A 21,280-nucleotide genomic window follows, 5' to 3' on the forward strand; every position below is an offset into this window, starting at 1 on the left:
GCATCGCCGAGATCGCCGCCGCGCGCCGCGTTCGGGCTGAGAGATTTTTCCTTGGCGAGTTTTTGAAAATCCGCGCCTGCCTGCAATTGCTTGATCAGTTCCAGCGCCTCGGCTTCGGTTTTGACGAGGATCATGGCGGCGCGATAGGGCTGCTCGCCGCTGAGAACTTTTTCATCGCCCGTCACGGATTCTTTCCAAATATACCCGGCGGTGGCGACTTGTACCCATTTATCTTCGACCGCGAGTATTTGCATCGGCGTGCCCTTCACCAACGATCCCATCACCTCGCCGCCGGGCGCGCGGCGCAAATTTTCCTGCGCGACTTTGACAAATACCACCTTGCCTTTGTAGAAACCTTCTTGGGCGATGGCAAGCGCGGCTAAACTTGCCATGATGCCCACAAAAACACCGCATACAAACTTCTTCATTGTCCTCCTCCGATTCCAAGTTTATTGTCGCGCCCTCAGCGCGCGAGGTTGTGTGAAAATGATTAATGACTGCTTTCCGCGGCGCGCCCATTCTTGCGCCGCAGCATGACGTGCAACGGCGTCATGCGATCCGCCTCAACCTGCACTTTCTCAAAACGGGCTGTTTCATAATCCGTCTGGCTGATTTCAACGGTGTAGGTTCCGGGCCGCAAGAGCCGTTCGAACCTGCCCCAGGCGCCGTTGGCATGCCGCGGCCGCACATAATCCGCGCGCCGGCCACGCACATGAATATCGGCGTTGAGCGGCTTGCCGGTTTCCGCGTCGACCACATGGCCGGAGATGCCGGCGCCGAGCGCGCGTTCGAGCAGATACATGGCGCCGCGCAGGTTTTGTTCCGCGATGCGCGCCGCATCGGCAAGCGAGGGGAAATACTCCTCGCCGGTTTCGATGATGAAGTCGATTGCGCCCAGCTCGCCGTACATCCAAATCGAACTTTGGCCGCAGCGCCCGTTGAGCGGAAGAATGTTATACGTCCCGCGCCCTGAAAGCCGCCCGATTTGCGCGGCGCACGTTTGCGCAATGTCCACGATCAAATCTTGATCCGGCGCCGGCAAATAATTGCCCCACGGAAAAAGCACCGCTTCGCCGTAGCTGTGATAAGAGACGCCCAACACGAACTTTTTTTGCAGCGCAAGATCACGCACAGCCTGAATCTCCGGTTCGGAAAAGGCCTGCGCGCCGCGATAAAACCAACTGCTCGGCTCGTTCTCGCCGCCTTCGCTCCAATTGTAATCATAATTTCGATTCAAATCAACCCCATCGACCAGCGGATCGAAGCGGCCATCGTGATTGTTGTCGCGCAGATTTTTGCGCCACCAGGGGTAATTGCGCTGGCTCTCCATGATGTAGCGGTAACCGTCGGGATTCACAATCGGTACGAACCAAATTTCCAGGCTATCGAGCAGGCGGGTATGCCGCGCATTCACGCCATAATTTGAGAGCAATTCATTCATCACCGCCAGGCAAATAAACACGCCGGCCGGCTCGCGCGCATGATGGAGAGCCGTAAATAATACCGCCGGCTTGCCTGTTTGTTCATGCGCTGCCGCCGTGAGCCGGATCGCCCAAATCGGTTGTTGCCAAACCGTGCTGCGGCCGATCTTTTCGATCTTGGCGAGTTGCGGATAACTATGAACCAGAGTGAAGAACCGGGTTTCGAATTCGGAGAGTGTGGGATAACCGGGCGGCACGGAAAAATTTTGTTCGCGCGTGCGCGGCGCGCTATCCCGGGACGTGGACGCGCCCGGCAGCGCCTCCCAAAGGCGCGCCAGGTTGAGGGGTTGCGGCCAGGAACTCAACAGCGGCAACGCTGAAAACGATGTTTGATTCTTATTGCGATCATCCGCAGAATCACGCGTGACGCTCAGCCAGAAGCCGATTAAAACCGCATAGAAAACGAGAGTCAAAAGGAGGTGAAAGGTATTCCGGCGACGTTGAAAGGGGAGGGGATCGGAACTCGCGGGTATGCGACGCATGATTCTCCTTCGTGATGGATGGTGGATGCGGCACAAATCCTAAGTGCTGAATGGCGCGCCCGGCGCCTCGGCCAATTGAACGCAGCAAGCAGCTAATGTAACAACGTGGTGAGAGCATCGCACGTCGTTGGCAGCGTTAGCAATACCATCTCCCCTCGTCTGCTCCGGCTGAAATGATGCCGGCATAACAAAATAACAAATGTGTGAAAACGCTTTTTCACACATTTTGAAATTTTTTAAACAAACGAGAACGGCGACAAAAATTTTAGAGTGTGGCGAACTTAAAAAATTCGAGGTAGGCAAGCAAGTTAAAATTTATGAACGGAGGAAGGCACGCGCCGCAGCCTCGCCGCGGCGCATTTAGACCCTCGAAGCGACGGCCAGAGGTCGCGCACAAATCAAACAGGTATGTGTTCAAATTCCGGCAAAAAATTTGACGGAGGCTTTCGTCAGGTTGTAAAGCGGGCCGAACAGGATGCCGAAGACAAATGTGGGCACGGCCAGCAGCGCCAGCAGCGCAATCGCCGGCCAGGCAACCGTCAGACGGCCGGTTGCCGGCTCCGGGGGCGCTTCGAGATACATGGCTTTGATGATGCGCGCGTAATAATATAGAGAAATGACGGTGTTGATGATGGCAACCACCGCCAGCCAGTAGAATTGCGCATCGCCTTGAATCACTGCCGCCAGCAAATAAAATTTTCCAATGAAGCCGATGGTGATGGGCAGGCCGGTAAGCGAGAAGAGAAATAACGTCATGCACGCGGCCACGACCGGCGCGCGAAAACCCAACCCGCGATAATCTTGCAAACGCTCGCTGCCGATCAACTCTTGCACGATGATCACCACGAGAAAGGCGCCGAGATTCATCAGGTAATACGCCACGAGATAGAACATCGTCGCGTTGATGCCCTCTTGCGTGAGCAGCACCACGCCCATGAGCGCATAGCCGGCATGCGCAATGCTCGAATAGGCCAGCAGGCGCTTCATGTTCGTTTGCACGATTGCCACGAGATTGCCGAGCGTCATGGTGGCGGCGGACACCACGGCGAGCAACTGCTGCCAGTTCAGGCCGGCAATCGTCGTCCAGCCCTCGCTGCCGGAGGTGGAAAGGCCGACCGTCACGAAACGAATGAGCAGCGCAAAACCCGCGGCCTTCGGCCCCACGCTGAAGAAGGCCGTGACCGGTGTGGGCGCGCCTTCGTAGACATCGGGGGCCCAGAAATGAAAAGGCACGGAAGCAATTTTGTAACCGAAGCCTGCGAGAATCAGCAAGAAAGCGACGAACAGCGTCAGCGCGTTGGGTGAGCTTGTGGAAAGAACATGCGAAATCTCATAAATGTTCAGCGAGCCGGTCAGGCCGTAGATGAGGGAGAATCCATACAACATCAACCCGGAAGAGAAGGTGCCATAGATCGTGTACTTCAATCCCGCTTCGCTCGAACGCTTGACGGATTTGAGATAGGTGGCCAGCGCGAACGAGCTGATACTGACGGTTTCGATCGCGATAAAAATCGTAATCAAGTTCGTTGCCGAGGCCATCCAGAGCATGCCGAGGGTGGTGGCGGTGAGCAGGATGAAGTATTCCCCGACGCTTCTGCCCGCCAATTCCAGTGAGGAAAAGGACAACAGCACGGTCATGATCATGCTGCCCAGAAAAATCAGCTTGAAAAATGTGGCAAAACGATCGACGGCCATCATGTTGTTAAAGATGCCACGCCCGGGCTCATCGCTTTGGCCCAGCACGGCGATCAAGCAAATAATGCCGCCCACCAGAGTCAGGATGCCAAGCCACGGCGTTTGCTCGCGTTTGATAAAAACATCGGCGATCATCAACACGAGCATCAAGCCGATCAGAATAAATTCCGGCAGAAAATGATTCAAGCTGGCAATGTTGTCTTGCAGCCGTGCAGCAATATCCATGAGATCATCCTTCCAGTCAAAACGATCAAATCGCCTCTTCACCCAGAATTTCTTTCAACACCGGCAAAACCGCGGGCAACTCGCCGCGCAGCCATTCCGGCTTCAACCAAAAGCCCGGCAAAACATTCGAATGCAGGCGGCCCTCTCCGTCTGGCGCGAGGGCGATGAACCGCCCTTGCTGCGCGCCAAAGAAATCCACCGTGTTTGACAGCGGATCGATGAGCCAGTATTCTTGCACGCCGTGATCGGCATAAAGCGTGAATTTACGGCCGCGGTCATGCTTGCGGCTCGACTTCGAAACGATCTCGACGCATAAATCCGGCGCGCCCTCGACGAATTTTTCGCCAACGATATGCGCCCGCGCTTTGCTGATGAAAAACAAATCCGGCTCGGTCGCCTGGTATTGCGTGAAGCGCACCGAAGTCGTGGGGGAAAAAATCTCGCCGAGATCATGTTTTGCTACATAAAAACCGATGACTTGAGCAAGCCAACTGTTGATGCGTCCGTGTTTGGCAAATGCCGGCGAGTCGCGGATGATTATCCCGTCGAGTAAATCTGTTCGCATCTTTTCGTCGGCGATTTCAAAATACTCATCGAACGTAATCAACTTGCCGGCGCGCGCCTCTTGACGCGATTTTGTTTTTCGAGAACTTTTTACGGCATACCTCATAACACAACCCCCGATCATGAAACTTTATCGCATGGCGTTTTCAGGCGATTAGCGCAAGCCCATCATCATGGGCGCGGCTTCACGCACGGCAGCCGCCAGACTGTTCAATGAGACTTCCAACAAATCCAGCATCGGGGCCGGATAGATGCCGAGAAAAATCACAATCACTGCCAACGGCACCAGCGTGAACAATTCACGGCCATTAATTTCAGGCAGACTGGCGTATTTCGGATTGGGTTTGCCCAGGAACATGCGTTGCAGCGTCCACAACATGTAGCCCGCGACCAGCACGATGCCGAGCGTCGAGATGATGGTATAGATTTTCAAGTTGAATGTCGTCGAGCTGAAGGCGCCCAGAAAACTGAAGGCCTCGCTGATGAAACTGGACAATCCCGGCAAGCCGAGGTTTGCAAAAAACGCGACCGTCACGATGCCGGTATAGATCGGCATGCTGTTCGCCAGGCCGCCGAAACCGTCGACGTCGCGGTGGTGGGCGCGATCGTAAATGACGCCGACCAGCAAGAAGAGCATGGCGGTGACCGTGCCGTGATTGAACATTTGCAACACCGCGCCGTTGATACCGAGCGGCGTGAGGCCGATCATGCCGAGCATGACGACGCCCATATGCCCGATGGAAGAATAGGCCACGAGCTTTTTGAGATCTTTTTGCGCCATCGCGCAAAACGCGGCGTACACAATGCTGATTACGGCAATCGTGGCGAAGCCGTAAGCGAACGGCGGAAACTTCACGGCATCGGGCAGCATCGGAAAGCTGATGCGCAGCATGCCGTAGGTTCCCATCTTCAACAATACCCCCGCCAGAATGACGCTGATGGCGGTAGGCGCTTCCACATGCGCGTCAGGCAACCAGGTGTGAAACGGAACCGCCGGTACTTTGATGGCGAAGCCGATGAACAGCGCGGCGTACACCAGCAGGCGAACATCGAAATTTCTGAGCAAGCCGATGTGATTGGTTTGATCCATCATCGCCAGCATGTCGAACGTGTGGCCGCCGGTCACGGGATCGGTGACGTTAAAATAAAACACCAGCATGGCGATCAGCATCAGTACGGAGCCGGCGAGGGTGTAGAGAAAGAATTTGATGGCCGCATATTCGCGCCGCGGGCCGCCCCAAATGCCAATGAGAAAGTACATCGGCAGCAGCATCACTTCCCAAAAAATATAGAACAGGAAAAAGTCGAGTGAGCAGAACACGCCCATCATGCCGGCGTCGAGCAGCAGAAACATGGTGAAGTAGCCCTTCACCGCTTTGTCGATATTCCACGAGGCGAAGATGCAAATGAAAGACAGCAGCGCGGTGAGCAACACCATGCTGACCGATAGCCCGTCGATGCCGACTTTGTACCAAATGTTGTAGGATTTAATCCATTCGGCGGTTTCGCTGAATTGCATGCTCGAGGTGTTGCGGTCAAACGCCATGAACAGCATTACCGCAAGCAGCAATTGCAGACCGGTAAACACCGCCGAAACCCAGCGAATGATATCCGCCTGCTTTTCATGCCGGGGAATGGCCAGCACCACCACCGCGCCGATGACCGGCAAAAAGATCAACCAACTGAGAATGTTTGGAACCATGTCTTCCTCTGAACCTGTCAAATGGATTGACGAATGCCCTTACCTGCCCGGCTTTTTATTGAAGCTCGCAGGAGATTTTCAAAGCGAGCGGGAGAATCCGTCGAGACGAATGCAAGAGTTGATTCTTATGCAAAGGCCAATTGTAACACATATAACAGCACCACCGCGCCGAGCGCCATCAAAATATACGTTTGCACTCTGCCGGTTTGCACTTCACGCAATGTGCCGCCGAACCAGCCGATGATGCGCGCCACGCCGTTGACGGCGCCATCGATAATTCTCAGGTCATTCCAGCCGCTCAAGCGCGAGCCCAGCACGGTAAGTTTGGCGGCGCCGTTGACCAGGCCGTCGATGATGTTGGCATCAAACCAGGCTGAAATCCGGCTAAATGCCAATGTGCCGGCGATTGCGGTGGCGGCATAGAGTTCATCAAAATACCATTTGTTCCACAAAAAATTGTGAACGGATTTGAAGCGCGCCGCCCACGCATCTGCGGAGAATTTTTTCCAGAAATAGAAAGCGGTGGCCAGCAAGATGCCGAGGCCGGCGATGGCGATCGATAGATACATCGCAACGACGTGCGCCGTGTGCGCTGCAGCTTCATGTTCGGCGCCGCTGCCTTCCAGCAGCGCGCGCGCCGCTGCAAACATTTCCGGTTTGCGAATCAAATCGCTGAACCAACTGCCATAGCCGCCGACAATCGACAAAATGGCGAGCACGATCAGCGGAATCGTCATCACGCTGGGAGATTCGTGCGCGTGTTGATGAACCTGCTCGCGCGCCGGCGTGCCGGTGAAGGTGAGATAAAGCATGCGGAACATATAGAATGCCGTCATGCCGGCGCAGAACACCAGCGTCACGAAAATAATCATGTGCACGGGATTGTGCGTGATCAGCGCCTTTTCCAGCGCGGCGGCAAGAATGGCGTCTTTGCTGAAGAAGCCGGAGAGGAACGGCACACCCGCAATGGCGCAGGTCGCAATCGCCATCGTGGCAAAGGTAAGCGGCAACTTGGCGCGCAAGCCGCCCATGTTGCGCATGTCTTGCGGATCGGTGTCATGATCGTGCAATTTGTGCAGCGCGTGGTGCATGGCATGAATCACCGAGCCGGAGCCCAGGAAGAGCAGGGCTTTGAAGAAGGCGTGCGTCATCAAATGAAAAAGTCCGGCGGTATAGCCGCCCACGCCCAGCGCCGCCACCATGTAGCCGAGCTGGCTCACGGTCGAATAAGCCAGCACCTTTTTGATATCCATTTGCGCAATCGCAATCGTGGCCGCAATGAATGCCGTGATCGTGCCGATGATGGCGATGAACAACAGCGCGCTTTCGGTGTAAAGCGGAAACGTGCGGCCGACCATGTACACGCCCGCAGCCACCATCGTGGCGGCATGAATCAAGGCGGAGACGGGCGTCGGGCCTTCCATGGCATCGGGCAGCCAGACGTGCAGCGGAAATTGCGCCGATTTGCCAATGGCCCCGAGAAAAACCAAAACGCCTGCGGCGGTGAGCCAGGGATCGAGCAATCCGCCGCCGGCAATGCCGGAGAAGACTTCCTGATAGTTGAACGTGCCAAGATGGGCGAAGATGATCATAATACCAGTGAGCATGCCGATATCGCCGATACGATTGACCAGAAAGGCCTTCTTGGCGGCGTCTGAAGCGGAATCTTTTTCGTACCAATGGCCGATGAGCAGATAGGAACTGACGCCGACCAATTCCCAAAAAATGTAAATGCCGAAGAAGCTGTCTACGATGACCAGCCCGAGCATCGAAAATGAGAAAAAACCAAGATAGGCAAAATAGCGGCCGTAGCGCACGTCGCCTTCCATGTAACCAATCGAGAAAAGATAGACCAGCGTGCTGATGAGGGTGACCACGAACAGCATGACGGCTGTGAGATTGTCCACCGCCAGGCCGGGGGTAATGTTGATCGATCCGATGCTGATCCATTCGAACGATTGTGCGACGCGAAAATTGGGATCATAAGTTCGAAAGACCTGGCCGAGAATGATGATGGAAAGCAACAAGCTGACCGCGATGGCGCTGGTCATGAGCCAGTCGCCCTGGCGCGGCAGGCGTTTGCCGAAGAAGATGAGAATCGTGAACGCTGCCAGCGGCAACAGGACGATGGCGACTGCTTGAATGAGAATGGTATCCACGAGCATCCTTCAGAGCTGTTAAATCAGCTTGAGCATTTTTAATGAGGATTGACGAGCCTGAGACGGCGGCAAGAGCCTTAGCGCGCCAGGGAATCGGCTTCGTCGAGATTCACCGAGCGCATGCGCTGATAGAGATTCAACACAATCGCCAGCGCCACCGCGGCGCCGGCAGCGGCAATGATGATGACGAAGATGCCAAACACCTGCCCGTCCATGGGCGAGGCATCTTTGTCAAGATAGCGCGCGAACGCGATAAAGTTGATGTTGGCGGCGTTGATGATCAATTCGATGCCCATCAACACCGTCACGGCATTGCGTTTGGTGATGACGGCAATCAAGCCGAGCGAGAACAGCAATGCCGCCAAAACCAAAAAGTGCGCGAGTCCGACTTGCATCAGCGCGTCTCCCTTCTCGCAATGAACGCCGCGCCCACGAGCGCCGCGAGCAGAAGTATTGAAACAATTTCAAAGGGTATCAAAAAATCCGTCAGCAACAGATGGCCCAGGCCGGCGACAGTCGGCGGCATGTCGGTTTGTTGCACGAGATTCCAGTCATTGCTGAACACCACGCGCACGAGAATCGCCGCAATGCCCGCGCACACCAAAACCGCCGGCAACACTTGCAGCGTGCCGGTGCGCATTTCAAGCCCGCTGACGCGCTGTGACAGCATCACGCCGAAAAGCAGCAGCACGAGAATGCCGCCGACATAAATCAGCATTTGCGTGCCCGCGAGAAAATCCGCGCCCAGCATGACATAGATGCCGGCCACGCCGATGAGTGTGAACAACAGGCCGACGGCGTTGTAGATGATGTTTTTCCCGAACACCATGATCACAGCCGAGGCCAGCGTGGCCAGGGCGATCAGATAAAACATCGCATCAAAAGTCGTCATGAAAAACTCCCGATCACTTTCAAGAAATCAAATCAACATCCACAAGCCCACCGCGAAGAGGCACACGAATGCAAACGGCGTCAACACTTTCCAGGAGGTATACATGAGCTGATCGACGCGCAAGCGCGGCAACGTCCAGCGCAGCCACATTTGCACGAAAATCAACACAAAGATTTTAGTCGAGAGCCATACCAAACCCCACGCGCCGGTATTCAAGAAGTCGCCGAACGGGCTGGACCATCCGCCGAGAAACAACGTGGCGACCATGATCGATACCACCAGCATTTCGCCGTATTCCGACATCATAAAAATCGACCATTTGAAGCCGCTGTATTCGGTGTGAAAGCCGGCAACCAACTCTGATTCGGCTTCCGGCAGATCGAACGGTGTGCGGTTACATTCGGCGAGCGTGGCGGTGAAGAAAATGAGGAATGCGATGAAGTTGAAGGGCGGATACTGAAACACGAACCAATTCCAAAAACCGCCGTCTTGCGCCAGCGTAATTTCATGAAAACTGAGCGAGCCGACTTGCATGATGATGACCAGCATCGAAAGCCCGGCGGGGATTTCGTAGCTGACGATTTGCGCGGCGGCGCGCATGCCGCCGAGCAGTGCCCATTTGTTATTGGAGGCCCAGCCGGACAGGAGAATGCCGATTACCGACAATGAGGTGATGGCCGCCACATAGAAGATTCCGATGTTGAAATCTGCCATGCGAAAATCACGCGTGTAAGAAAACGCCGCGAACGCGGCGCAGGGCGCAGCAAACACGATCAACGGCGACAGCAAATGCAGCTTTTTGTCTGCGGCTTTTGGCACAATGTCTTCTTTGAGCAGCAGTTTTACCGCATCTGCCACGGTTTGCAGGATGCCCTGAAACGGCCCGACTTCCATAGGCCCGAGGCGATCCTGCATCCACGCCGAGACTTTGCGCTCCAGCCAGACGAGTACGATCGAATTCACCGCCATGACGACGGTTATGAGGAGGGCGAATACGACCATCACCAGAATCGTGAACCAGGTGCCGGAAACGCCCAGTTGCGTTTGCAAGCTCGCAATCAAGTCTTGCATGAATGAATTCTCCTCGCGACTTCGTTGTCATGATCGCCTGCTGCAGGCGATTTTAGCCAATCTGTTTTGCTGTCAAACTAAACGGTGCGCTGCGCCGCCAGGCAGCGCAGGAACATGCGGCGGAATTGCGGCTCAGGCCGGTTCGCTCACGGCAGCGCGCGTTTCGGATTTCACGATACCGGGCGCGGGCAGTTCTTCATAAAGTTCGGGCGAGCGCTCGCGCGCATATTTTCCGGTCACAGGCTTATCCCATTCCAAATCGCCCTTGCGCCACACGTAGGCAAGGCCGACCAACAAGATCACCACAAAAACGACCATTTCTACGAAAGCAAAGGTGCCGAGATTTTTGAAGACCACGGCCCAGGGAAATAGAAACACGATTTCAACATCGAAGATCAGAAAGATGAGTGCAATGACGTAGAAGCGGTTGTTGAATTGGATCCAGGATTCTCCGACCGGCTGTTCGCCGCATTCATAGGTTGATAATTTGCCGGGGGTGGGATGTCGAGGTTGCAGCAGGCGGGATACGAGAAGCATGACGACGATAAACGCCGCGCCGATGACGAAAAAGACGAATGCGGTGCCAAAATCAAATAGCATTTCCCTTCCTTCCCTCGCTCACGGTACAAATACAAGTTGCCTGTGATGGATGCGGCGAAAGCGAAGGCGACATTCCGTCATGGTTGACACGGCGCCGATTTTCCTCTCTCCGCAAATTTTTGACCAGGAACAACGTGCAAAAGTGTGAGCATGATATAAAAAAAACGCTAGAGAGTCAAGCGAAAAGTCGGCGCCGATCGGGGCTGTTCTGCCTTGAAGACCTTCAAAAGCTTTTTGTCCGCAAAATTGAAATTCCACAAAAAGCTTTTTTAATTTTGTGGGATTTCATTTTTGTGGGCGGTGCTTTTAATCTTGCTTGAGGAGTTTCATAATGAAGATAGCTTATTTGCCGGCCTTTGGCCCCGCGGCAGCAATGGGCGGCGTCACCTCGCCTGCGAACTGCTCGAAATTCTTATGAAAAAGTCCGGCGAGATGTTGGGCTTGTTCATCATAGGCCTTGCCGTCTTGCCACGTGTTGCGCGGCTGCAAAACTTCGTTGGGAACATCGGGACAAGAATTTGGAATGTGCAAGCCGAAGATCAGATCTTCGCTGGTCGCAACTTGCGCCAGGCGGCCATCAAGCGCGGCACTCACCATCGCGCGGGTGTATGCGATTTTCATGCGATGGCCGACGCCGAACGGACCGCCGGTCCAGCCGGTGTTGACCAGCCAGCAGTTGACCTTGTGTTTGGCAACTTTTTCGCCGAGCATCCTGGCATACACGGTTGGATGTAGAGCCATGAACGGCGCGCCGAAACACGTGCTGAACGTCGCTTGCGGCTCTTTGCCCAGGCCTTTTTCCGTGCCCGCCACTTTGGCGGTGTAGCCGGAGAGAAAATGGTACATGGCCTGCTCGGAGGTCAACTTGGCGATCGGCGGCATGACGCCGAAAGCATCGGCGGTGAGCATGATAATATTTTGAGGATGGCCGCCCATGCCGCTCGGTTCGTGATTCGGAATGTAGCCGATGGGATAAGCGCCGCGCGTGTTTTCGGTCAGCGAAGCGTCATTCAAATCGAGGCGGCGTGTGTAGGAGTCGAACGTGACGTTTTCGAGAATTGTGCCGAAGCGCCGGGTGGTTTCATAAATCTCCGGCTCCGCTTCTTCTGAAAGGCGAATGACTTTCGCATAGCAGCCGCCTTCGAAATTGAATACGCCGGTGTTGCTCCAGCCGTGTTCATCATCGCCGATCAGGCGGCGATGCGGATCGGCCGAGAGGGTGGTTTTGCCGGTGCCGGAGAGTCCGAAAAACAGCGCCGTGTCGCCGTGCGCGCCGATGTTGGCCGAGCAGTGCATCGACAACACTTCCTGCAAGGGCAGAATATAATTGAGAATAGTAAAAATCGATTTTTTGATTTCGCCGGCATAACTGGTGCCGCCGATGATGATCACGCGTTTGGCGAAATGCACAATGACGAACACCTCGGAATTGGTGCCGTCATTTTCCGGAATCGCATGAAAACGCGGGGCATTGATGACGGTGAACTCGGGTTTGTGCTCGGCGAGTTCATGCGGTTGCGCCCGCACAAAAAGATTGCGCGCGAACAAATTGTGCCACGCGCTTTCTGTGATGATGCGAATGGGCAGGCGATAGGCGGGATCGGCGCCGCCGAAACAATCCTGAATGAAAAGATCCTTGCCTTGCAAATAGGAAATCATGCGCTGATACAGCCGGTCGAATTTGTCCGTATCAAACGAACGATTGACCTTGCCCCACCAAATGTTCTTTTCGCTGGAAGGCTCTTTGACGATGTATTTGTCATTCGGCGAGCGGCCGGTGTGATGGCCTGTGCGCACAACCAGAGGGCCGAGATGTGCAACAACGCCTTCGCGCCGCAGCACGGCTTCTTCATACAATGCTGCCGTGGTCAAATTCCAATACTCATGATTGGCGTTCTTAATGCCGTGCATCTCGAGGTCATGCTTGCTGCGGTAGGAATTCATAGCTGACATATGACTCTCCTCGTTAGAGTAGTTGTGCGGATCGTTTTGAATCAAGAGGGCATCATGATATTCAATTTACAATAAAAAGGAAAGCACAATTTGCAGCCATTCATCAAGCAACCTCACGCCCGCCGCTTTCCAAAATTATTTTGATTGCCGCATAAAATTGCGCTTGTGAAAAATACATTTTGATCGGATATTTCACCTCGCCAAAAAACTCGCCGGATTTTAAAGGTTAGTGGTTTGACCATGAAGCCCTCTGCACCGAAATGACGCGAAGAGAAGAGAAAGGAGAGGTTTTGTGCCTTTGCACCGTGTGATCATCAATTTGTTTCTGTTCGCGGCGATTGCCGCCTGGGCGCAAGAGACGTCGGAAAAGCCCAAGCGCCCGCGTCCGGTGGCGCAAGCGCCCACCTGAAGCGGCTGACCGGGCGAAGGCGCGCCGCTCCGTGGGAGCGGTTTGGAAACCGCGTGGAATATTTCCGCGCGTTATGTTGATACCGATTTGGAACGGCCGCGTTGGCGATTCACCGCAAATTACCGGCTCTGGCGCACGCTGCAAATCGGCGCGGAGTACAATCCCGCGGCCGGAGAAATTGGGCCGCTGGTCACGTGGTATCTGTTTACGGAAACGCCGCAATGGCCGGCCGTGTTTATGGGCACAAGCTCGGATCGCATTGGCTCGCCGCAGGGCAAACAAAGTTATTATCTCACGCTCGCAAAGCACCTGCCGCACACGCCGCTGTCGCTGTACGCAAGCCTGAATTATTCCGAATGGCAGCGCGGATACAATTTCCCCTTTGGCGGAAATCTTGCCCTGCCGTACAATTTTTCTGTGCGACCGATGTACGACGGCCGGCGTTCGCATTTGGTGTTGACGCATTTTTATCGCCGCCATAGCTTTTCATTGTTGTATATCTGGCTGGAAAAAATTGGCGTTTCTTATGCCGTGGGATTTTGAGTTGTTGCAAGTCAGCATTTTTTGCATATCTTTACAACACACAAACGTGATACTTGAATCGCTGTGAGTTCTTTTTGCGGAATGTTCTCGCCGTTGCCAGCGTGCTCTCACTCGACGCGGCGGTTGCGGACTCGCCGCCTGCTCAAAAGCCGTTTATGAAATTTTCCTCAGCTTATGCTTTATCTTGAACAATGGCTCATCGTTGCGCTTTATGCGATCGCGCAGAGTCATTACATCTACACCTTTCGGCAGGCCAAAGCGCAAGCCGCCAGCGGTTTGAATCCATTGGCAGCAGCGGCGGTTACCGCGCATTTGTTTTATCTCATCCATTTGAGCTTTACCCTCGGGCACATGCCGGTGACCAGCATTTACGAAGCGCTCACCACCTGCGCCTGGCTCTTTGGCGTGGTGTATTTGAGCCTGGAGTGGCGCTTGCACGAACGTTCGCTGGGCATGTTCATTTTGCCGATCATATTGATCCTGCATTTGCTTTCCAATATTGGCATCGACTTCAACCGCGAGTTGCCGGCGCTGTTGCTGCACGAAATCGTTTTTGAGATTCATGTCATCGTGCTGCTCTTCGCCTATTCTGCTTTTGCGATTTCCTTCATCGCCAGCGTGCTTTATCTGTTGCTCTCGCGCGAACTGCAAAAGAAAAGCACCGGCCTGTTTTATCGCCGCCTTCCTTCGCTCGCCTTTTTTGATTCCCTCAGCAATCGCGCGGTCAACATCGGCCTGATTTTCCTTACCCTCGGCGTTGCCCTGGGCATTTACGAGGGCACAAAGATCGCCGAGCAATTTTTTATCTGGGACGCAAAATTTATTGCCGCTGGTTTAACCTGGCTGATTTATTTTTGGCATTGGGCCGGGCGCCTCTCGAGCGGCTGGCAGGGCAAGCGCACCGCCGTGGTATCCCTGCTCGGCTTTGGCTGGCTCATGTTTTCATTTCTCATCGTATCATTGGCATTTACCGAAGTTCATGATTTTCGTTGAACATGTGGTTGCACGCTTATCACATCTCTTTAGCGCAAACCGGCGCGGCGCGGGCGGAAACCCCCGGTCTCGACCTCAACATTGAGAAGCTGAATCGCTGCATGCAGCAACTCGGTGTGGAGGAATGGTTGATCGTCCCGGGCGCGCAATCTGCGGCGTTTTATCTTGCGTCGAACGAACGCGAGCCTGAGCATGCCGCGCTTGCGCCGCGCGTGTTGGAGGCGTTGCGCCACGTGCTGAATGAGTTCGACGCGCCGCCGGAAGGCCTGCTCGTGCAGCACAGCACGCAAGCCGTGACGCATTTTTTTCGCGCGGCGCTCGGCTGGCAACTCAACGGCCAGGTCGAAGCGCAACAAGCCGCAGCTTTGCGCAAAGCCTTCGTGGCCGCGCAAGATTCTGCCAGCGCCGGCGTGTTATTGAACCGCTTGTATCATCGCGCGCTTTGGCTCTCTGAAAAAGTGCGCAGCGAGACGAACTTCTTCGAAGGCGCCACCTCGCTGGCGCCCGCGATTCTCGAAGTTGCTGGAAAAATTTTTGGGGACTTGCGCGAGCGCCAAGTGCTCATCATCGGCGCCGTTGCGGAGGCGATTACAACGGCGCAAGCGTTACAGCAAGCACGACTGGGCAAGCTGTTCTTGCTGACGAACGATGCCCGCGACGAAAAACAAATCAACAAGATTTTTCCGCTGATCACCACGCTTTCGTGGGACGATAATTCGAAAGCGCTGCCGCACGTTGATCTTATTCTTCTTTTATCGGATTATGGCCCGCCGCTGACCGATAAAAAATTCGTGCAAAAACTCATGGCGCAGCGCCAGCATGCGCCGTTGCTGCTGGTCGATCTTGCGCACGAGGCCGGCGCCGACCGCGCGCTGGGCAAGATGGACAACCTTTTTTTCTTCACGCGCGCTGATTTGAACCGGTTGCTCGCACAAAATCTGCAAAGCCGCGTGGCCGTGGAGCAGAAAGTTGCGGGGTGGATTGCCCAGGAAGCCGCACATTTTTTTGAATGGGCAAATTCCGCAGAACGGTTTCATTTCGGCGCCATGGTGGGCAGCAGCGCGCCGATGCAAAAAGTTTTCGAATTGATTGCGCGCCTGGCACGCACCGATATCACGGTGTTGATTCAAGGCGAGAGCGGCACCGGCAAAGAATTGGTGGCGCGCGCCATTCATGACGAAAGCCCGCGCGCGCGGCAGCCGTTCGTCGTCGTCAATTGCGGCGCAATTCCCGAAAATTTGCTGGAAAGCGAGCTGTTCGGCCATGTGCGCGGCGCATTTACCGGCGCGCTGCGCGACAAGAAAGGCCTGTTCGAAGAAGCGCACGGCGGCACGATTTTTCTGGATGAAATCAGCGAATTGCCGATAGCGTTGCAAGTCAAACTGCTGCGCTTCTTGCAAGAAGGCGAGATCAAGCGCGTGGGCAGCAACAACACCACGATGCTCGACGTGCGCGTGTTGGCCGCCACCAACCGCAATTTGCTGGAGATGGTCGAGCAGGGGAAATTTCGCAGCGATTTGTTTTACCGTTTGAATGTGATTCAAATCGATCTGCCGCCGCTGCGTGAGCGCCGGGAGGATGTTTTGCCGCTGGCGCGGTTCTTCTTGCAGAAATTCGCCGCACGCCTGCGCAAACCCGGCCGCGAGTTTACCGCGGAAGCTTTATCAAAGTTGAAGAGCCATGATTGGCCGGGGAATGTGCGCGAGTTGGAAAACGCCATCGAACGCGCGGTCGCGCTTTCCACGGAACGCGAAATCGGTTTGCGCGAGCTGCCTGAAGCGCTGCACAAAACTGCGCGCTCGGAGGCGCAGCGCAATGGGGAACTTACATTGGAAGAAGTCGAAAAGCGCCACATTCTCGCCACACTTGCGCATTGTCAGGGCAATTTTGACGAAGCGGCGCGGGTGCTTGCCATCGGCCGCACGACCCTCTGGCGCAAGCTCAAGAAGTATCAAGAATCCGATGAACAAGCCGCGCGCGAAAACAGTTCCTCGTGAAGTTCGTTGTCTGGACAAAAAGCAAGAATTCTAACTAAGGAATCCGCATGAATCGCCTCAATCGCCTCAATCGCCGTGACTTTCTCAAAAATGCTTCCTCTGCCACCCTTGCCGGCGGCAGTGCTCTGCTGCTGGGGTGCAGCTCGCAGCCGCAGCAACAAGCTGCGGGCGAAGCTCCGGCCGTGCACACGCGCAAAACATATGAATGGAAAATGGTAACCACCTGGCCGCCGCATTTTCCGGTAATGGGCGAAGGCGCGGAGTTGATTGCGCAATGGATCGGGGAGATGTCCGAGGGCCGGATGAAAATTCAAGTCTATGGCGGCGGTGAGCTGGTGCCGGCCTTTGAATCGTTTGAAGCGGTTTGGCAGGGCGCGGCGGAGATGAGTCATGGGGTGTCTTATTATTGGACCGGCAAGTGTCCGGCAGCGCCGTTTTTCTCGGCGGTGCCGTTCGGCATGAACGCGCAACAGATGAACGCCTGGCTTTATTGCGGCGGCGGGCTGGCGCTCTGGGAAGAAGCGTATGCGCCGTTCAATCTCATTCCCATGCCCGGCGGCAACACCGGCGTGCAAATGGGCGGCTGGTTCAACAAGGAAATCAATTCCATTGCCGATGTCAAAGGCTTGAAGATGCGCATTCCCGGCTTGGGCGGTAAAGTGATCGACAAAGCCGGCGGCAACGGCCTCTCAACCCCCGGCTCGGAAATTTATACCAACCTCGAACGCGGTGTGATCGATGCAACGGAATGGGTGGGACCTTATCATGATTATCTGCTCGGCCTGCACAAGATTGCAAAGTATTATTATTACCCCGGCTGGCATGAACCCGGACCCGTGCTGGAGCTGGCCGTGAACAAAACCGCCTTTGAAAATCTGCCCAAGGATTTGCAGGCGATTATTCGCGCGGCAGCCGCGCGCGCCAATACCTGGATGCTTTCGGAATTTGAGGCAAAGAACAACATCTATTTGCAAAAATTGCTGCACGAAGAACGTGTGACGATCAAAAAATTCCCGGACGATGTTTTGAACGCCTTTCGCCAATTTTCCGCCGAAGTCATCGCCGAAATCACCACGCAAGATGCAATGAGCAAGAAGGTGTATGAATCATTCGAACAATTTCGCAAACAAATGACGTCATGGGCGGAGATTTCGGAAAAGGTGTATTACTCGATTACGGGTTAATAAAAAAACGCGCGTTTTCAAATTTTTCAATCTTTGAAAACGCGCGCTAACACGATCCGGCGCGCATGTGATGAAACCCCGGCCGCGCCGAACGAAAGCCTGGTGGATTTTTTTAGATCAATACCAGCTTCTGCAATTCATTCTCCAAATTCGTTGCCGCAAGACTCAGCTCCACACCGTCTGATTGGCGTTTCAAGCGCAGTTGCCCGGCTTCTTTCTCGCGTTCGCCGTAGAAGGCAACGTATTGCGCCTGCCGCGCTGCTGCGTAATTGAATTGCTGCTTTAAGCCTGCCGGTTCAGGATAAACATCGCAGGTGACGCCGGCGTTGCGGAGGCGATTCGCCAACGCCAGAATTTCTGCCTGCGTTTCAGCAAAGTTCGCAAACATGATTTGAACCGTGCTTGCCGCATCTTTGAATTTGCCCAGCTCATCCAGCAACAACAAGATTCTTTCCAAGCCCAGCGAAAAACCGCATGCCGGAATCTCCTGTCCGGCAAACATGCCGACCAGACCGTCATAGCGTCCCCCGCCGCCCAGCGAACCTGAAACCCCGGGCACAACCACTTCGAAAATTGCGCCAGTGTAATAGGACAAACCGCGCGCCAAGCTTGGGTTGATTTCCAAGCGAGGACCGGCAGCCGTATCGCGGCACAACTCCAGAATCGTGCGCAAATCTTCCAAGCCGGCCAGCGCTGAGGGTCGCTGCATTTGCTCGCGCAAAAAAGCCAGGCGCGTTTGATTATCCGAGATTGCAAGCGTTTGTTCCAGCAGTTGCAGTAATTTCTGCGCGGAGGCCGTTGCAATGCCACGTTGTACCAACTCATCTATCACACCGGATTGCCCAATTTTATCGAGTTTGTCCACGGCCACCAATGCGGTCGCTTCCAATTCCGCGGCAACGCCCGCGGCTTCGATTAAGCCGCGCAACACTTCGCGATGATTGAGGCTGATTTTGTAATTATCGAATTGCAAACGATCCAACACCGTGCAGGCTGCCGTCAAAACTTCGGCTTCCACCACCAGCGAAGTGCTGCCGCACACATCCACATCGCATTGCATGAACTCGCGAAAGCGGCCCTTCGCCGGCCGGTCGGCGCGCCACACCGGCTGAATTTGATAGCGTTTGTAGAATTTTGGCAATTGGCTGCGATAGCGCGCCATCACGCGCGCCAGCGGCACGGTGAGATCATAGCGCAACGCCATGTCGCTCAAATCGTTTTGTGTTAACTTTTGAGCGGCCAACGCTTCCGTCAATTTTTCCCCGCGCCGGAGAATGCGAAACAAGAGCTGATCGCCTTCTTCGCCATATTTGCCCAGCAGCGTGGAGAGATTCTCAAATGATGGTGTTTCCAGCGGCTCAAAGCCGAACGACTCATAAACGTCCTGAATCACGCGCATCACTTGCCGGCGCTTGCGCAAGTCCACGGCGAGAAAATCGCGTGTGCCGCTGGGCGGTTGTACATTGATCATGAACAAAAACTCCTTTTATGGGTTAGCGCCCGGGCGCTGATCTAAAGCGTTGCGATTTTTTGCTGCACTATTCCACTTCCAAAATCAGCCGGCTGACGTGGATGAAGCGATAGCCCTTCTCCAGCGCGAACTCGGCATAATCGGCGCCGGCATCAACGAGCTTGACGCTGCCAGTCCCCGATTTTTTCACAATGAAATGGTACATGCCATCGCGCGTATGCAACTCACCTTTCTTGCCGACATAGCCGCGCAACACTTCTGCGAAATTTTTCATAGTGCCATCATCATCGCTTTTTGGTTTTATCTGACTCCGCTCTGAGCATGACCTGCAAGGTTTTGGGCGCGACTTGCCGCCAGGCCTCACGCACATGAAATGTCAATTCGGCATCGCTCACGCGGGCAAGCTCCACGCCGATCCAGCCGCGCACGCCGACATAAGGCGGCTTGAAAAATTTTTCCGGCGCGTTGGCGATCAACATTTCTTGCATACCGAACGGCGCCGGCAGCCACACCGCAACATGCCCATCATTGTGATGATTGTTGGCGAACATGCAAAAAACTTTCTTCCGCACGAAAAAAGTCGGTTCACCGTGAGAAAGCTTTTCGGTGACCTCGGGCAAAGCCGTGCAAATGCGGCGCACGCGTTGCAGGTGTTTCATGCTCATGTTGATCGATGCTCAATCAGGATTACATGCGTGAGAACAACACCTGATATTCTTTGCGATAGCGAGGCAGCGGTAGAAATTTTGCTGAAAATAAAAAGAATCTCTGACAATTTCACAATTTTCTTTCGCCGGATTTGGGGGAGGAGGTTTTTGTAGCCACGGATTGACACTGATCAACACGGATGAAGCTCAAACACGAAATCCGTGAGAATCCATGTCCATCCGTGGCTCTATAATTGTCTAAAATTACGAGTCCGGTTGAGTTTGGCAATCTTTAACCAAACCTGAGCTTGGCGCGTTCCCGGGCTTTACGCGCTTCCTCTTCTCGATCTCGCGGTGACGCATTGGTAATCAATGATTCCAGCAGTCTTTTCGATATCAGTGTGACTTGCGTAACAGCATGCTCGAATGCGGCTTCGTTTGCCTGCGAGGGCTTGTTGAAACCGCTGATTTTGCGCACATACTGCAGTGCTGCGGCGTGAATCTCTTCATCTGTCGCCGGCGGCGCAAAATTGTAAAGCGTTTTGATGTTTCGGCACATCAGGGTTACTCCATTAAAATCTCGGCAGCAGTTTTTGGAGAATTGGTTCAGCAAGAGGGCGCGATGAACTCAACCCGCGCTCTCATAAGCTTGCTTGATCCAGTCAATCAGTTCTTTGTCAACCTCTTTGACCTCCGTGAGATTGACTTTGTACTGGCACATGCCGCCGGGAGGCAGCGCCAGCAAACGCGCGGTGGCTTTGACACCTTTCATGTTCAAACCAACTTCAAAACGGGTGTTGGTTGCCGGGCCGATCATGGCGAATTGCTTTTTGCGACGCAGGCTGACGTAAGTTTTCTTAGGCGCAATCTCAAACTCGCCGAACTTGTTGATCGCCGTCATCAACTTGTCATGAATCGGGCGGAAATGCGCTTTTGCGCCGGAATAGATCGTGTCAAGTGCCGCGTCCGGAGAAGCGCCGCCCGCTTGTGCCGAGGCTGGCTCAAGAGATTTCATATAGAAATGCACAACGGTGTTGGCATCGCCGTGGCCCATGCCGAGATCTTTCTTCAACATGTCACGCATTTCGCCGTGCTTCGCCAGTTTGCTCTTTTTGATAATCGCGTAAAGCTGATCGAGGGTTTTGCCGGTTTTGGTTTGAATGTTTTTGAGTTGGGTTTCTACTGCTTTGTCAACGCTGCTCATGAGTGCCT

Annotated in this window: 21 protein-coding genes; 5 read left to right on the forward strand and 16 right to left on the reverse strand. The window is 54.5% G+C overall.

The genetic code is table 11. From position 1 onward, the window contains the following. The 10 genes from FBQ85_04590 to FBQ85_04635 form a co-directional block, all read right to left on the reverse strand. A partial coding sequence (locus FBQ85_04590; GenBank protein ID MDL1874435.1) for a hypothetical protein occupies nt 1–428 on the reverse strand: 428 nt, incomplete at its 3' end. A 62-nt stretch (nt 429–490) separates the two neighbouring features. After that, nucleotides 491–1,963 carry a hypothetical protein gene (locus tag FBQ85_04595; GenBank protein ID MDL1874436.1) on the reverse strand — a complete coding sequence of 491 codons (1,473 nt, stop codon included), beginning with the start codon at nt 1,961–1,963 and terminating at the stop codon, nt 491–493. Between the two features lie 414 nt (nt 1,964–2,377). Further along, nucleotides 2,378–3,883, reverse strand: coding sequence for an NADH-quinone oxidoreductase subunit N (locus FBQ85_04600; GenBank protein ID MDL1874437.1), 1,506 nt, complete (start codon nt 3,881–3,883; stop codon nt 2,378–2,380). A 25-nt stretch (nt 3,884–3,908) separates the two neighbouring features. Next, a complete protein-coding gene (locus tag FBQ85_04605) occupies nt 3,909–4,571 on the reverse strand; it encodes a Uma2 family endonuclease (GenBank protein MDL1874438.1) in 663 nt (220 codons plus the stop codon). Between the two features lie 30 nt (nt 4,572–4,601). Continuing rightward, the gene (locus FBQ85_04610; protein ID MDL1874439.1) at nt 4,602–6,137 is read right to left on the reverse strand and encodes an NADH-quinone oxidoreductase subunit M; all 1,536 of its coding nucleotides are present in this window, start codon (nt 6,135–6,137) and stop codon (nt 4,602–4,604) included. Nucleotides 6,138–6,274: 137 nt separating this feature from the next. Next, on the reverse strand, nt 6,275–8,308 hold the full coding sequence (gene nuoL, locus FBQ85_04615; GenBank protein MDL1874440.1) for an NADH-quinone oxidoreductase subunit L: 2,034 nt from the start codon (nt 8,306–8,308) through the stop codon (nt 6,275–6,277). Nucleotides 8,309–8,385: 77 nt separating this feature from the next. Then, nucleotides 8,386–8,703, reverse strand: coding sequence for an NADH-quinone oxidoreductase subunit NuoK (gene nuoK / locus FBQ85_04620; protein ID MDL1874441.1), 318 nt, complete (start codon nt 8,701–8,703; stop codon nt 8,386–8,388). Then, a complete protein-coding gene (locus FBQ85_04625; GenBank protein ID MDL1874442.1) occupies nt 8,703–9,200 on the reverse strand; it encodes an NADH-quinone oxidoreductase subunit J in 498 nt (165 codons plus the stop codon). Before FBQ85_04625 ends, nuoK begins: the two co-directional genes overlap by 1 nt. 27 nt (nt 9,201–9,227) lie before the next feature. Next, entirely contained in the window at nt 9,228–10,271 is a 1,044-nt protein-coding gene (gene nuoH, locus FBQ85_04630; protein MDL1874443.1) for an NADH-quinone oxidoreductase subunit NuoH, read from the reverse strand. A gap of 132 nt (nt 10,272–10,403) precedes the next feature. Further along, entirely contained in the window at nt 10,404–10,871 is a 468-nt protein-coding gene (locus FBQ85_04635; GenBank protein ID MDL1874444.1) for an NADH-quinone oxidoreductase subunit A, read from the reverse strand. 134 nt (nt 10,872–11,005) lie between these two features. On the opposite strand from FBQ85_04635, the gene FBQ85_04640 reads away from it, so the two are divergent. After that, nucleotides 11,006–11,191, forward strand: coding sequence for a hypothetical protein (locus FBQ85_04640; GenBank protein ID MDL1874445.1), 186 nt, complete (start codon nt 11,006–11,008; stop codon nt 11,189–11,191). Nucleotides 11,192–11,213: 22 nt separating this feature from the next. Here FBQ85_04640 and FBQ85_04645 read toward each other — a convergent pair whose 3' ends face one another. Beyond that, a complete protein-coding gene (locus FBQ85_04645; protein MDL1874446.1) occupies nt 11,214–12,815 on the reverse strand; it encodes a phosphoenolpyruvate carboxykinase in 1,602 nt (533 codons plus the stop codon). A gap of 460 nt (nt 12,816–13,275) precedes the next feature. On the opposite strand from FBQ85_04645, the gene FBQ85_04650 reads away from it, so the two are divergent. The 4 genes from FBQ85_04650 to FBQ85_04665 all read left to right on the forward strand — a co-directional run bounded on the left by FBQ85_04650 (nt 13,276) and on the right by FBQ85_04665 (nt 17,950). Further along, on the forward strand, nt 13,276–13,776 hold the full coding sequence (locus FBQ85_04650) for a hypothetical protein (GenBank protein ID MDL1874447.1): 501 nt from the start codon (nt 13,276–13,278) through the stop codon (nt 13,774–13,776). Nucleotides 13,777–13,950: 174 nt separating this feature from the next. Further along, complete coding sequence (locus FBQ85_04655) at nt 13,951–14,769, forward strand: hypothetical protein (GenBank protein ID MDL1874448.1); 819 nt, start codon at nt 13,951–13,953, stop codon at nt 14,767–14,769. A gap of 2 nt (nt 14,770–14,771) precedes the next feature. Next, nucleotides 14,772–16,766 carry an AAA family ATPase gene (locus FBQ85_04660; protein ID MDL1874449.1) on the forward strand — a complete coding sequence of 665 codons (1,995 nt, stop codon included), beginning with the start codon at nt 14,772–14,774 and terminating at the stop codon, nt 16,764–16,766. A gap of 47 nt (nt 16,767–16,813) precedes the next feature. Beyond that, a complete protein-coding gene (locus FBQ85_04665) occupies nt 16,814–17,950 on the forward strand; it encodes a TRAP transporter substrate-binding protein (protein ID MDL1874450.1) in 1,137 nt (378 codons plus the stop codon). Nucleotides 17,951–18,062: 112 nt separating this feature from the next. Here FBQ85_04665 and hisS read toward each other — a convergent pair whose 3' ends face one another. The 5 genes from hisS to FBQ85_04690 all read right to left on the reverse strand — a co-directional run bounded on the left by hisS (nt 18,063) and on the right by FBQ85_04690 (nt 21,272). Beyond that, nucleotides 18,063–19,421, reverse strand: coding sequence for a histidine--tRNA ligase (gene hisS, locus FBQ85_04670; protein MDL1874451.1), 1,359 nt, complete (start codon nt 19,419–19,421; stop codon nt 18,063–18,065). 67 nt (nt 19,422–19,488) lie between these two features. Further along, a complete protein-coding gene (locus FBQ85_04675; GenBank protein ID MDL1874452.1) occupies nt 19,489–19,695 on the reverse strand; it encodes a hypothetical protein in 207 nt (68 codons plus the stop codon). 10 nt (nt 19,696–19,705) lie between these two features. Further along, nucleotides 19,706–20,080: an MmcQ/YjbR family DNA-binding protein gene (locus FBQ85_04680; GenBank protein ID MDL1874453.1), complete on the reverse strand. Its 375-nt coding sequence runs from the start codon at nt 20,078–20,080 to the stop codon at nt 19,706–19,708. A gap of 280 nt (nt 20,081–20,360) precedes the next feature. Continuing rightward, nucleotides 20,361–20,627: a DUF2277 domain-containing protein gene (locus tag FBQ85_04685; protein MDL1874454.1), complete on the reverse strand. Its 267-nt coding sequence runs from the start codon at nt 20,625–20,627 to the stop codon at nt 20,361–20,363. Nucleotides 20,628–20,696: 69 nt separating this feature from the next. Further along, a complete protein-coding gene (locus FBQ85_04690; GenBank protein ID MDL1874455.1) occupies nt 20,697–21,272 on the reverse strand; it encodes a DUF4287 domain-containing protein in 576 nt (191 codons plus the stop codon). Between the last annotated feature and the right edge of the window lie 8 nt (nt 21,273–21,280).

Source organism: Cytophagia bacterium CHB2, from assembly GCA_030263535.1.
In the GTDB taxonomy this organism is placed as follows: domain Bacteria; phylum Zhuqueibacterota; class Zhuqueibacteria; order Zhuqueibacterales; family Zhuqueibacteraceae; genus Coneutiohabitans.